The organism is Streptomyces sp. NPDC002889, from assembly GCF_042888425.1.
GTDB lineage: Bacteria > Actinomycetota > Actinomycetes > Streptomycetales > Streptomycetaceae > Streptomyces.
Genome location: NZ_JBIAPT010000009.1, coordinates 81,487 through 94,047, shown reverse-complemented (window position 1 = coordinate 94,047; position 12,561 = coordinate 81,487). Strand labels below are relative to the sequence as shown.

The 12,561-nt window shown below is 69.4% G+C and carries 14 protein-coding genes and 1 pseudogene; 8 read left to right on the top strand and 7 right to left on the bottom strand.

All coding sequences use genetic code 11. The features are described 5' to 3' along the window. Nucleotides 1-64 precede the first annotated feature (64 nt). Entirely contained in the window at nt 65-901 is an 837-nt protein-coding gene (locus tag ACFYWI_RS15450; RefSeq protein ID WP_389231241.1) for an NAD(P)H-binding protein, read from the top strand. 152 nt (nt 902-1,053) lie between these two features. On the opposite strand, the gene ACFYWI_RS15445 is transcribed toward ACFYWI_RS15450, so the two are convergent. The 4 genes from ACFYWI_RS15445 to ppk2 form a co-directional block, all read right to left on the bottom strand. Beyond that, nucleotides 1,054-1,809 (bottom strand): class I SAM-dependent methyltransferase, encoded by a 756-nt coding sequence (locus ACFYWI_RS15445; RefSeq protein ID WP_389231238.1) that lies wholly within the window; start codon nt 1,807-1,809, stop codon nt 1,054-1,056. Between the two features lie 32 nt (nt 1,810-1,841). Then, nucleotides 1,842-2,144 (bottom strand): 4a-hydroxytetrahydrobiopterin dehydratase, encoded by a 303-nt coding sequence (locus tag ACFYWI_RS15440; RefSeq protein ID WP_389231235.1) that lies wholly within the window; start codon nt 2,142-2,144, stop codon nt 1,842-1,844. A 166-nt stretch (nt 2,145-2,310) separates the two neighbouring features. After that, nucleotides 2,311-3,849 (bottom strand): ATP-dependent DNA ligase, encoded by a 1,539-nt coding sequence (locus ACFYWI_RS15435; RefSeq protein WP_389231232.1) that lies wholly within the window; start codon nt 3,847-3,849, stop codon nt 2,311-2,313. Between the two features lie 49 nt (nt 3,850-3,898). Next, on the bottom strand, nt 3,899-4,912 hold the full coding sequence (gene ppk2, locus ACFYWI_RS15430) for a polyphosphate kinase 2 (RefSeq protein WP_389231229.1): 1,014 nt from the start codon (nt 4,910-4,912) through the stop codon (nt 3,899-3,901). Nucleotides 4,913-5,167: 255 nt separating this feature from the next. On the opposite strand from ppk2, the gene ACFYWI_RS15425 reads away from it, so the two are divergent. The 4 genes from ACFYWI_RS15425 to ACFYWI_RS15410 all read left to right on the top strand — a co-directional run bounded on the left by ACFYWI_RS15425 (nt 5,168) and on the right by ACFYWI_RS15410 (nt 9,706). After that, on the top strand, nt 5,168-6,100 hold the full coding sequence (locus ACFYWI_RS15425) for an NAD(P)-binding domain-containing protein (protein WP_389231225.1): 933 nt from the start codon (nt 5,168-5,170) through the stop codon (nt 6,098-6,100). Nucleotides 6,101-6,916: 816 nt separating this feature from the next. Then, complete coding sequence (locus tag ACFYWI_RS15420) at nt 6,917-7,978, top strand: phosphatidylinositol-specific phospholipase C domain-containing protein (RefSeq protein ID WP_389231222.1); 1,062 nt, start codon at nt 6,917-6,919, stop codon at nt 7,976-7,978. Nucleotides 7,979-8,423: 445 nt separating this feature from the next. Next, complete coding sequence (locus ACFYWI_RS15415) at nt 8,424-8,843, top strand: SsgA family sporulation/cell division regulator (RefSeq protein ID WP_389231219.1); 420 nt, start codon at nt 8,424-8,426, stop codon at nt 8,841-8,843. Between the two features lie 50 nt (nt 8,844-8,893). Continuing rightward, a complete protein-coding gene (locus ACFYWI_RS15410) occupies nt 8,894-9,706 on the top strand; it encodes a helix-turn-helix domain-containing protein (protein WP_389231216.1) in 813 nt (270 codons plus the stop codon). Here ACFYWI_RS15410 and ACFYWI_RS15405 read toward each other — a convergent pair. From ACFYWI_RS15405 to ACFYWI_RS15395, 3 genes and pseudogenes are all read right to left on the bottom strand, one after another. After that, on the bottom strand, nt 9,696-9,833 hold the full coding sequence (locus tag ACFYWI_RS15405) for a hypothetical protein (RefSeq protein ID WP_389231213.1): 138 nt from the start codon (nt 9,831-9,833) through the stop codon (nt 9,696-9,698). The genes ACFYWI_RS15410 and ACFYWI_RS15405 overlap by 11 nt on opposite strands. Then, nucleotides 9,830-10,021, bottom strand: a pseudogene (locus ACFYWI_RS15400) (hypothetical protein); the annotation flags it as partial. The pseudogene ACFYWI_RS15400 and the gene ACFYWI_RS15405, both read right to left, overlap by 4 nt. A gap of 163 nt (nt 10,022-10,184) precedes the next feature. After that, nucleotides 10,185-10,340: a DUF6131 family protein gene (locus ACFYWI_RS15395; RefSeq protein WP_328400485.1), complete on the bottom strand. Its 156-nt coding sequence runs from the start codon at nt 10,338-10,340 to the stop codon at nt 10,185-10,187. Nucleotides 10,341-10,574: 234 nt separating this feature from the next. Here ACFYWI_RS15395 and ACFYWI_RS15390 point away from each other — a divergent pair, with 234 nt between their 5' ends. From ACFYWI_RS15390 to ACFYWI_RS15380, 3 genes are all read left to right on the top strand, one after another. Continuing rightward, nucleotides 10,575-10,748: a CsbD family protein gene (locus ACFYWI_RS15390; protein WP_389231779.1), complete on the top strand. Its 174-nt coding sequence runs from the start codon at nt 10,575-10,577 to the stop codon at nt 10,746-10,748. A 243-nt stretch (nt 10,749-10,991) separates the two neighbouring features. Further along, complete coding sequence (locus ACFYWI_RS15385) at nt 10,992-11,291, top strand: hypothetical protein (protein WP_389231210.1); 300 nt, start codon at nt 10,992-10,994, stop codon at nt 11,289-11,291. Between the two features lie 393 nt (nt 11,292-11,684). After that, the gene (locus tag ACFYWI_RS15380) at nt 11,685-12,557 is read left to right on the top strand and encodes an SDR family oxidoreductase (RefSeq protein ID WP_389231207.1); all 873 of its coding nucleotides are present in this window, start codon (nt 11,685-11,687) and stop codon (nt 12,555-12,557) included. Nucleotides 12,558-12,561 lie beyond the last annotated feature (4 nt).

Genomic DNA, 12,561 nt, shown 5'->3' with positions numbered 1-12,561 from the left:
GACGCGTATGGCATTGAGCCTTTGCAGCATGGAGAGTCCAGGAGCGGGCGCCGAATCTTGAGTCATGACACAGAACACGATGAACGAGACGGTGTTGGTGACGGCGGCCACGGGCAAGACCGGCCGCCGGGTGGCCGAGCGGCTGGCGGCCCGTGGCGTGCGGGCGCGGGCCGGCTCACGCAAGGGCCCGGTCGTCTTCGACTGGGAGGACGAGTCGACGTGGGCCGCGGCCCTGCACGGCGTGGACGCGGCGTACGTCGCCTACTTCCCCGATCTGTCGGCCCCGGCCGCACCGGCCGTGATGCGGAGCTTCGGGCGGCTCGCGGCCACGGCAGGCCTTCGGCGGCTGGTGCTGCTGTCCGGGCGCGGGGAGCCGGAAGCCGTGGTCGCGGAGGATGCGCTGCGCGAGTCGGGCCTGGAGTTGACGGTGGTGCGGGCCGCCTTCTTCGCACAGAACTTCAGCGAAGGGGCCATGTACGAGGGCGTGCTGGCCGGTGAGTTCGCCTTCCCGGCGGGCACGACCGCGGAGCCGTTCGTCGACGCCGACGATCTGGCGGACGTGGTGGTGGCGGCCCTGGTCGAGCCGGGGCACGCCGGAGAGGTCCACGAGCTCACCGGTCCGCGGCTGGTCACCTTCGAGGAGGTGGCACACGAGATCGGCCGGGCCACGGGCCGCGAGGTGCGCTATGTACCGGTGTCCGCCCCCGAGTACGCGCGGATGCTGCAGCAGTACGGTCTGCCGGCGCCCGAGGCCGAGTGGCTGGCCGGCCTGTTCGGAGCACTGCTCGACGGGCACAATGCGTCGCTGACGGACGGGGTGGAGCGAGTGCTGGGCCGGGCCCCGAAGGACTTCGCGGCGTACGCGAAGGACGCTGCGGCGGCGGGTGCGTGGGACGCATGACGGCGCGGGTCCCTCTCCGCACCGACCACGGCGGGCCGCTCATGAGCACACCGCACGACGTCGACTTCCCCGCCGCTCCGCGGGCAGTGGCCGACGGCCGCGCCTCACGGCGCTTCGACGGCCTGCCGTGGCTCGCCGCCCCGGGGCGTGGCTCACCGGCCAGGGCTCTGGGGTCGGCCTTCCTTGCGGAAGGCCCGGAGTACGTACGAGGGCTCGGCGCGGCGGACGTCCTGGCCGGGCAGCGTGGCCAGCTCGGCGGCCAGCTGTCCCGCCGTGGCCCCGCCGTCGCCGAACCACGAGCGGAAGCGGCCGGCGAGCAGCGCCTCGGCCGTACTGCGCGGGGTACGGCCCTGGCCGTGCCCGGCGAATCGTGCGCTGCCCGCCGGCCGCATCCCGCAGGAGCCGGCATGTCGCTCGATCAGATCGGCGCGGTCGAAGGCCGCGTCGAACGAGCGGTGCGGGGCGAGTACGGCGTCGATGTCGGCACCGACGTCGTGGCCGGCATCCTTGTCGACGGTCGTGATGAACACCCCGCCCGGCCGCAGCACCCGAGCCGCCTCGGCCACCACCGCGGATGCCTCGGCCACGAGATGCAGCAGCCATATCGCGCTCACCGCGTCCACGGCCGCATCCCGCAGCGGCAGCCGTCGTACGTCGCCGAGCACGACGCGGCCGCCGGTGCGTTCGACGGCCTTGCGCGCCATGCCGTGCGAGCCGTCGGCACCGAACACCCTCAGTCCGGGGCGGATCAGACGCCCCGTCACCAGCCCCGTACCGCACCCGATGTCGAGCAGGGTGCGGGCGGACGGCGGGACGAGGCCGAGCAAGGCCGCCGCGGCGGCCTCGGCCCGCGGCACGCCACCGCGTGTCGCGTCGTAGAGGACCGCCTCACGGTCGTAGTCGAGCATGGGCCGAGCATGCCAGGTGCGCGACCGCGCGGTCAGCTCGCGCCGTGCGCCGGGGCGATGTCCTCCACGCGCTGCGCCAGCCGGAAGTCCCGCTCGGTGAGCGCTCCCGCGTCATGGGAAAGCACCGACAGGGCAAGGGTGTTGTAGCCCAGGGTGAGGTCCGAGTGGTGGTTCAGCTCCTCCTGGATCTGCGCGATGTGGACGACCATGGCGGTCGCCGCGAAATGCGATTCGAGGCGGTAGGCACGGGCGATACGGTCGCCCTCGAGGGACCAGCCGGGAAGCTCCCGCAGCCGGTCCTCGATCTCCTTCTGCGACAGGGGCTCGGTGGGCATGACGAGGATCCTTCCGGCAGGGGACGGTGGCGGTGGCGACAGACGGGGTCACCATAGATCGGATGCCCGAAAAATTGGCTCCGTGCACCCGGACGCGCTGGGTACGTTCCACCGCCTGGAACCGTGCGGCCCTCGCGGGGAGGGAGCCGGGGGTGCGGCGCCGAGGTCAGTTCCGTGAGGCCAGCACCTGCTCGATGGTGTCGGCCTGGGCGGCGGGCTTGTCGGGGCGGTGGCGCAGCACCCGGGCGAAGCGCAGGGTGACACCGGCGGGGTAGCGCGGGGAGCGCTGCACCCCGTCGTAGGCGATCTCCACAACGAGTTCGGGGCGCACCCGTACCGTGAACCCGTCGTCCTCGACGGCGAGTTCCCGCAGCCGCTCGGTCTGCCAGCGCAGCATCACGTCGGTCATTCCCTTGAAGGTCTTGCCGAGCATGACGAATCCGCCGTCGGCGGTGCGGGCGCCGAGGTGGAGGTTGGACAGCAGTCCGGTCCGCCTTCCATGGCCCCATTCGGCGGCCAGTACCACCAGGTCGAGGGTGTGGACGGGTTTGACCTTCAGCCAGGAGCGGCCGCGGCGGCCGGCGGAGTACGGCGCGTCCAGTGCCTTGACCAGGACGCCTTCGTGGCCCCGGCGCATTGTTGCGGCGAAGAACTCCTCGGCAGCGGCGATCTGCTCCTCGTCCCCGGGATCCTCGACGACGGTCCGGCGCACCCGCATCGGTTCGGGTACGAGCCGTGCGAGTACGTCGTGCCGTGCACTGCCGGGGAGGTCGAGTACGGGGTCGCCGTCGACGGCGAGGACGTCGAAGTAGACCGGGGACAGGGGAAGTGCGGCGCGGGCGGCCTCGACATCGGTGCGCGAGCCGACACGGGAGGCGATGTCCTGGAAGGGGACGGGCCGCCCTGTGGTGTCGAGCGCGATGACCTCCCCGTCAAGGATGAACTGATCTCCCGTCATATTCCTGGCACCGGTGACCACTTCGGGCAGCCGGTCGGTGATGTCGTCGAGGGAGCGTGTGTGGACGCGGATGTCGTCGCCGTTGCGGTGCACCTGGACACGGATGCCGTCGAGCTTCTCCTCGACGGCGCAGGCGGCGTCCAGGGTGCGGACCGCCTCGGTCACGGACGCGGCCGTGTGCGCGAGCATCGGCTGTACGGGGCTGCCCACGCGCAGCCGGAACAGCCGCAGTGCCTCGGGCCCGTCGGCGAGCAGGGCACGGGCGACGCGCGGCAGCGAGCCGTCCAGCATGACAGCGCGGCGGACGTCGTCGGCCGGGGCGTTCGCGGCCTTGGCGACCGCCTCCAGGGCGACGGCGTCAAGCGCTCCCTGGCGCACTTCGCCGGTGAGCAATCGCGTCAGGAACCTCTGCTCGTCAGCGGTGGCCGCGGCCATGAGGTCCCGTACCCGGCTCTTGCGCTCGGCCTGGGAGCCGGGGCCGGCGACCTCGGCGAGCGAGGTGAGCGCGGCGTCCGTCTCGGTGACGGTCAGAGCCGGGACTTCGGCGGGCGGCACGGGGTCCTTGAGCACGCTCCAGCCGACGCCGATACGGCCCTGGGGGACGCGGCCGGCGAGATACGCAATGACCAGCGCGACGTCCTCGGGCCTGGCCTCGACGAACAGCTCCCCCAACGCGGCGATCTTGCGCGACCGCGCCGAGATGGCGGCGACCTCATTGGACACGGCGGCGACTCGGGCGAGCAGCATGCGCCCATCGTGCCCCGCTCGGCCAGGGGCCGCTCGTTCGCCGCGCGGGTCACGAGGTCCGGCGGGCGGATCCGCCAGGGGCCCGTTCCGGACCCTGCAGCCGTGGGTGGTCGCCCGGACCTACGAAGGGGTGGGCGAGCGGGGTGGGGGAGAGATCGCTGCGATCCTCGCCGGGTTCCAGGAGCGTGTCGGCGGCTCCCACGACCAAGGGGTCGGGTTTGCCGACTGCTTCCTCGTTCCTGCTGGTGTAGTCGAAGCGCCACAGCAGGCTGCGCATGGCCTCCAGTCTGCCCCTGCGCTTGTCGTTGGCCTTGACCACCGTCCAGGGAGCTTCGGCTGTGTCCGTGGCACGGAACATGTCGACCTTGGCTGCGGTGTAGGCGTCCCAGCGGTCCAGTGAGGCGACATCGGTGGGGGACAGTTTCCACTGCCGGACGGGATCGACCTGGCGTATGGCAAAGCGAGTGCGCTGCTCGGCCCGCGACACCGAGAACCAGAACTTCACCAGCAGGAATCCGTCCTGCACCAGCATGCGCTCGAATACGGGGCACTGCTCCAGGAACAGTTCGTACTCGTCCTTGGTGCAAAAGCCCATGACGCGTTCGACGCCTGCCCGGTTGTACCAGGAGCGGTCGAAGAACACGATCTCGCCCGCCGAGGGCAGATGGGCCACATACCGCTGGAAGTACCACTGGCCGGCCTCGCGCTCCGTGGGCTTCTCCAGGGCCACGACCCGGGCACCACGCGGATTGAGGCGTTCGGTGAAACGCTGGATCGTGCCGCCCTTGCCTGCGGCGTCCCGGCCCTCGCAGACCACGATGAGTCGCTGACCGGTGTCCTTGACCCAGCGTTGCAGCTTCAACAACTCGATCTGCAGTACCCGCTTCTGCCGTTCGTACTCGTTGCGCCGCACCCTGCGCTCGTACGGATAGTTCTCCCTCCACGTCTGGATCGTCCGGCCCGTGGCGTCGAGCAGCACCGGCTGTTCCGGCCTGCTCGCGTCCACAGTCAGGCCGTCCAGGAGTTCCGGGGCCTCTTCGTCTCGGGCGTCACTGCTCACCATGGCCTTCTTCCCGCTTTTACCCTCCTCACCATTGTCGTCCTCGGTGAAATGTGCGACGGCCTTCGCGGAGTGACGAGCGGCTCACACGCTGAAGGGAGGGAAAACAATGCGCGCCGGCGCGTACCTGCGAGGCCCCCGAAAGAACCAGAGGGCACTCCGATTGCCTGACCCGGACGGAGCGGCACGCCGAGACCGTCGGCCTTCTGGCCACCCGCCCCGGCGCATCGCTCCGCCCGCCGCGGTTCGCCCCTCTGCATGCGTGTACACGCCGACGCAGGCCCCTGGCTTCTCGACACAGAAGGGCGATGGAGGCGGGATACGGAGGTGACGGGCCCGGGAATGGAGGCGCCGGACGGCACAGGAGGACGGCTGCCTCGAAGCCCGACCGTGTCGTGCAGGCATGGATTCGTGCAGCCATTGCGCCAAAGGCGGCGGAAAGTACGGCAGGCCTTGGGGCGGAGGAATAGGGCCGGCACGGGCGCGGCTGTCATCAGCATGAGCACTCTTGGACTGATCGGCAGTGGACACATCGGCAGTACCCTCGCGAGGCTCGGCGTGGCCGCCGGGCTCGAAGTCGTCCTCAGCAACTCACGCGGACCTGAGACCCTCGCCGACCTGGTGGCGGAGCTGGGCCCGCGCGCGCGGGCCGCGACACCCGCCGAGGCTGCGGCCGCCGGCGACTGGGTCGTGGTCACCGTCCCGCTGAAGAACTACCGACAGGTGCCGGTGGCGCCGCTGGCCGGGAAGGTCGTTCTCGACACGAACAACTACTACCCGGAGCGTGACGGACAGATCGCCGAACTGGACGCGGAAGAGACCACCACCAGCGAGCTCCTCCAAAGGCATCTGCCGGACGCCAAGGTCGTCAAGGCGTTCAACAACATCTTCTTCGCGCATCTCGCCGCGCTGGCCCGGCCCTCAGGCGCCGTGGACCGTTCGGCGTTGCCGATCGCCGGCGACGACCCCGAGGCGAAGGCCGCCGCCACCCGGCTGATCGATCTCCTCGGCTACGACGCGGTGGACGCGGGGCCCCTCGGCGACAGTTGGCGTTTCCAGCGTGACACGCCGGCCTATGTAGTTCCGTACGCGAAGAACCCGCAGGGCCGCGGCATTTCCGTGGATGACCCGGGAGTGAGCGCGGACGCCGCAACGGTGCGCGCGGCCCTGGCTGCGGCCCAACGCGGCTGAGGAGCGACCGGGTCGGGATGAACTTGTCCGACCTTCTTTGCGAGGGGCAGGCCTGCCTTCTTTGCGAGGGGCAGGCCTGCTGCCGAGTTCCGCGCACCGCCGTTCGACGTCAAGACCGGGACCGGCACTGATGATGTGAGGCAACTTCGGACGGCCCGGTGGTGCAGCGGTGGGTGAACGGGCCGACTGCCAGGTCGCGTTGAGCGTCCACTCTGCCACCGACACCGTCTCCTGACCCCTCGCCCGGCAGCTGTACCCGCCCCGGGAACGGAGCGTGCCCCGGACAGCTGCCGGGCGGCCGGGGTGCCCGACGGGATCGGGCACCAGGAGAAGTGGCGTCCGGCCGTGGGCCTGGCGGCCACGCTCGCTGATGGGCAGCCGAGCGCTCCCGTCGTGGTGGCCGACACGGGACAGAGGGCCAGCACACCCTTCCGCATCCCCGCCTGGACCGCTTCGAAGGCCCACCTGGTGGCGCCGGCACCACCACGTCGCCCTGGCCACCGGCGCCCAGGCATGCATCACCCTGCGCCGGCTGCCCCAAAAACGCCCCCGCACCGGCCTGACCCTCCACCAGGTCCTCGACGCCATCCAGGCCCTCCTGCGGCGCTGGGCCGGAACCTGCACCACCTGCGGACGTCCCCTGCCCATCCCCAGAAGCAGAAGACCGGCCCCCGGCCTGACGAAGCGCTATCAGGGGGGTCGGATTCGGAACACATCTGACGCGTTTTCATCGGCCGGGTACCATCTCCCCACGGTTCACTCAACTCCCCTACTCTTCCGTCGACTTGACCGCATCGACGTAAGGAATGGGGAACCATGGGGAAGTTCTCGCGCACGGTCGTGACGACGGCCGCCGCGGCCGGACTGCTCGCCGCCGCACTCGCACCGGCACAGGCGTCCACGTCCCGCTCCGCGGACCCGGGCCGACTGCCCTACTCGTCCGCGACCTGGGTCGGCGTGCACAACGCGTACGAGAAGTCGAAGTACCCGTACTTCGCCGACGCGCTCGACTCCGGCGCCGGCATGCTCGAGATCGACGTCTGGACCAATGTGTTCGGCAGATCGTGGCGGGTGTCGCACAGCAACCCCCTGGGCAACAACAACAACTGCGAGAACGCCTCGACCCCCGCACAGCTGCGCACCAAGGCCAGGAACCAGGATCTCGGCGGCTGCCTCGCCGACATGAAGGCGTGGCACGACGCTCATCCCGGCCACCGCCCGATCCTGATCAAGATGGAACTCAAGGACGGCTTCCAGAACAACGCCGGCCGCGGCCCCGCCGCACTGGACGCACTGCTGACCGCGAAGCTCGGCGACGCCGTGTACCGCCCGGCGGACCTGGCGCGCGGCCAGGCGGATCTGGACACGGCCGTACGCAACAGCGGCTGGCCCACCCGCGCGGAGCTCGCCGGCAAGTTCGTGTTCGAGCTGATCCCGGGCACCCTCGAGCAGGACAACCCCGGGGACTCGCTGTGGACCGACCGCGAGTACGCCGAGCACCTGCGCAATCTGAAGGCGGCGGGCCGGCTGGGCCAGGCCGGCGCGTTCCCGGCGGTGATCAAGGCGGCTTCGGGCGACCCGCGCACCCGGTACGCGGATACCTCCATCCGCCCGTGGTTCGTCGTCTTCGACGGGAGCGCGGGCACCTACTCGAGCGGGTCGGTCGACACCTCCTGGTACGACCGCAACCACTACCTCGTCGTGATGACGGACGCGGCCGGGGTCGCACCCGTGATCGACGGCACGAACCCGACCGAGGCCCAGGCCCGCGACCGGGTCTCCCTGCTGGCCGGCCGCCACGCGAGCGTGGTCTCGGCCGACTGGTACCCCCTGCCGTCCGTACTGGCCACCGTGGTCCAGCGGGGCGCCGGCGGCTAGCCGGGGAGCCGTCACGGGAAGGGTCACCGCGGGTAACACTGATCACAACAGGGCCCGACAGGATCACGGAACACCGATCGATGGTTTATCGTTCATCTAGACGTGGATGCGAAGGGGAGAGTACCCCCGGGCCTCGCCTTCTGCCCGCACGGAAGATCGTTCGACGAAAGCCCTGCGGCGCGTTTCACCACGAGGCGAGCACCCTGTGCACCCACACCCCCTGACCGCCCCGGCCGGAAACCCCCGTCCGGCCGGGGCTCCCCACTCCTCCACCCCATTTTTTTGGGGATATGCGGCAGCGCAAGAGCCTAGCCATCCGCGCCCCATCGTCGGACGCTGGTGATGCAGGTCACACGCGCCACTGGTGTAGCTCGCGTCAGCAAGAGCCTGCCCGTGACGTCTATGTGCAAAGGGAGCTGAACGCACCGCAGCAGAGGAGCGAGCGATGTCACCCACCGTCGAGCAATCCGTTTCGGCCCGTCTCATCAGCGACGCACCGCACTCCCTGGTCGTGCCGGTGAGCCTGCACTACAACGCCCACGACCCGCTCGCCGTCCGTATGGTCTTCCCCGCCGCGGTCTGCCTCAACGCCACCGGCGTCACCTGGACCTTCGCCCGCAGCCTGCTCGACAAGGGCCTGCGCACCCCGTCCGGCACGGGCGATGTGCACATCTGGCCGTGCGGCCGCGCCCAGACCATGGTCGAACTGCGCTCGCCGGAGGGGGTTGCCCTGCTGCAGTTCGACACCGCGGGTCTGCGCCGCTTCCTGATCCACTCGTACACCACCGTCCCCCTCGACCTCGAGAGCGGCGCGATGGACATCGAACGAGCGCTGGCAGCACTGCTCGGCGAGGCCAAGGGCTGAGCCGGGCCGCCTACCGGGACCGGGGTCCCGTCTCGTACTACGGTCCGGGTATGACAACTGCAGCGTCCGACACCGGCGTAGGGAAGCTGCTGCGCGGCTGGCGCGCGCAGCGCCGCCTCAGTCAACTCGAACTGGCCCTGCGAGCCGGCTCCTCGTCCCGCCACATCAGCTTCATCGAGACGGGCCGCTCCCGCCCCAGCGAAGAGATGCTCCTGCGCCTCGCCGATCAACTCGACGTTCCCGTTCGAGAGCGCAATGCCCTGCTGCTGGCGGCCGGTTACGCGCCGCGGTTCACACAGACCTCGCTGGACGACCCGGCAATGGCTGCGCTGCGCGAGGGGATGGAGCGGCTGTTGCAGGGGTACGAACCGTACCCGGCGATCGTCGTCGACGGCGTGTACGACGTGGTCGCCGCCAACCGCGGTATCGCGATGCTGCTGGAAGGCCTGCCGGAGCATCTGCTCACCCCGCCGCTGAACGCCATGCGGATCACACTGCACCCCGAGGGTCTGGCCCCGAAGATCCGTAATCTGCCCGAGTGGCGCGGCCATCTCCTGACCCAGATGGAGCGCCAGATGGCGCCGACCCGCTCGGACGCGCTGCGCGAGCTGTACGACGAGGTCGCCGCCTACCCCGTCCCAGAGGCGGGCGACGACAACGGTCCGGGCGGAGGTGGCGCGCCGCCGTACCCGCACTTCGCGCTTCCGCTGCAGATCGAGCACGAGGGCCGGGTGCTGTCCTTCGTGTCGTCCATCTCCACCTTCAACACGCCGATGGATGTGACGGTCGCCGAGCTGGCCATCGAGACCTTCCTCCCGGCCGACCCGGCGACGGTCAAGTACCTGCAGTCCCTCACGCCCTAGTCGAGACCCCGCGGGCAGCGCACAGGGCGGACCACTGCAGGACCGCGAACCCGGCGACGGCCAGGGCCTGCAGCACGGTCCACACCGCGCCCGTGGCCGTCGGCTCCAGCCGGACGGCGAGCACCACGATGCCGCGGGCTTCCGCCTGGCCGTGAAAGCGGTCCAGCCGCCGGCGTAGAGCACGCCTACCGTCGTGATGCGGGCCGTGCAGTAGCCGTGTCGGCGGCGCATCAGCCCGGCGTCGGCTATCACCTTCGACAGTCTGGCGAAGTCACTGCCGGACACCCGTGAGGGCCGGGGGACGAACAGGAGCATGAATTGTCATCGTGACCGGAACTTTCCGTCGGCTGTGAGCACGTGGCTCGGGGAATCGGTTCACAGCGCGAAGGAGCAGGACCGAGCCATTCTGACGTTGGATGCTGTGCGGGGAGAGCGTCGCTGGCATGTTCCGCCGAATGCCCTGACGGACGCGTCGCGGTTACCAGTAGTGCCGTCGTCCGCCGACCGCGTGTCCTACCGCTCCAAGAATCCACAGCAGAACCCCGATCGCGACCAGGATGATCCCGATGGTCCAGAGAATGCCGATGCCGGCCAAGAGGCCGATGATGAGCAGAATGACTCCGAGGATGATCATGACGTCCTCCGGTATCGGGTGACCCCCCTCTCCTGTCACGGCTCCCCGCCTTGACGCGGGGCAAACCCGGGTCTCGGCTCGACCAGTACTTACGCCTCCCGGCAGCGGCACTGCGATTACGGTCCATGGGGACGGCAGATCGGCTGGGACCTGCAGGGGATATGCGTTTAAGAAACCATTTATGGGCGAGATGGAAGTTACCCATTGAGTTCGAGTGAGCGGGATGTGAGTGCTGTGGCCAAGGACGAGAAGGCCAAGGCCAAGGTCGAACACGCCAAGGGCAAGGTCAAGGAGACCGCGGGCCGTGCGGTAGGCAACGAGGGAATGACGGCCAAGGGCCGCGCCGATCAGGCGAAGGGTGACGTTCGTCAGGCCAAGGAGAAGACGAAGGACGCCTTCAAGCGCTGACAGGGGCCTAGGTGTGTTGTCCCGGAAAGGTTGCTACACACCTAGGACTCTGCCCACCCGTAGGGCACATGGCTGCGATGGATCCGACGCAGGTGGGATAATTGCGATATCGCCAGGCAAAACGCGTGTGATTGCGAAGGACAGGCAGGTGAGGTCATGCCCAGGCATCCGAAGCCGTCTCAGCCCTCACAGGGCGAGGGTCAGAGCCGACACACGGGCACTCAGCACGGCTGGGCGCAAGACGTGGACGAGACTCGTCAACAGGAAAACCCGAGCGCCCACCGTTCCTTCCACCCGGATGAATACGCCCCCGCGAAGGGCAGCGGCAGGAAGGTCTCCAAGGAGGAGTCGAAATCCGTCCCCGGTGACACCGTCGAGAGCACCAGCCGCCGCGGGGAACAGCAGGGCAAGGGCTCTGGCGAGAAGGGCATGCACGACAAGGGCCGCAGAGGTCGCTCACAGCGTCCCAGCGGAACCAAGGACGCCTCCGCCTCGACTGGTGTGGACCCCCAGGACCCGCCCGGCAAGCGGAGCGCCGGCTAGACAGCCGAAACGGTCAACCAGGTCATCATGGAGCCGACCGATGGCCAAACCAGTGCAGACCGCCATGCACGTGCGTGGCCAGTGATCATCGCGGACCCAGCGACGACACGTCAGTCAGCGGAGTGTGGAATGCCAGGAGTTCCGCCTGATCGGCCCTACGGCTCGCCCCAATTGCGTCGCAGCTCATGGGCCCCAAGCCCTTCACCGCAGCAGGGACCCCGCCAGAGCTGCCCATCCATCGATGCGCAGCTACGTCCGCGGCGAGCGTGTCTTCTACGCACCAGCTGGCGGTCCCACAACCCCGTGCGCTCGTTTCGGTCCATCAGCCGCAGCTGAAGCAGGGTCGATCACGGGCCTGCAAGGCCATGCGACTTGCCGCGTCTGGAGTATGCAGTGATTCACCAGCAGCACGTCTTGCAGGGCCGAGCCGCCGTCGTGACGGGCGCTGCCCGCGGCCTGGGGGAGGGCATCGCCCGGTGCTTGGCCCTGCGCGGTGCCCGGATAGCGCTGCTGGGCCTGGAGGAAAGTGCGCTGATTCGTGTGGCTGCCTCCCTCCCCACGACGGCGAAGCACTGGGCTGTGGATGTCACCGACGATGATGCGATGAGGCGGGTAGCCGACGAGGTGCGTCAATCTCTTGGTTCGCCGTCTGTCGTGGTGGCTAACGCCGGTATTGCCGAAGGGGGACCGTTCTCCGAATCCGATCCAGCGCTGTGGCGGCGTGTGATCGAGGTGAATCTGATCGGTAGCGCGATCACCCTCCGCGCCTTTCTGCCCTCGCTCATCGCTACGCACGGTTACTACTTGCAGATCGCTTCGATGGCGTCCATGGCAGCCGCGCCCATGATGAGCGCGTACTGCGCGTCCAAAGCCGGCGTTGAGTCCTACGTGCACGCGGTGCGCGCCGAACTAGTCCCCCAAGGCGTCGGTGTGGGCATCGCCTACCTCAACTGGATGGACACCGACATGATCCGCGACGCGGATCAACATGCTGTGTTGCGCGAGCTGCGGGCGCATATGCCTAAGCCCGCCAGAAAGATCTACCCGGTCGACTTCGTCGCTACGCGGCTTGCGGCCGCCGTAGAACGGCGCTCTTCCGCCGTCTACGTCCCCGCCTGGCTCCGCAGTGTGCAGGTGGTACGCGCGGGCCTGCCGGGCATGGTCGCCCGCTCGGCGCGTCGCGAACTCGCCCGCTCGTCATTCACCGCGACCGGCCCCCTTGGGGCAGGCGGCCGCGCGGCTGCAGAACGCAGCGACGCCATGTGATCCA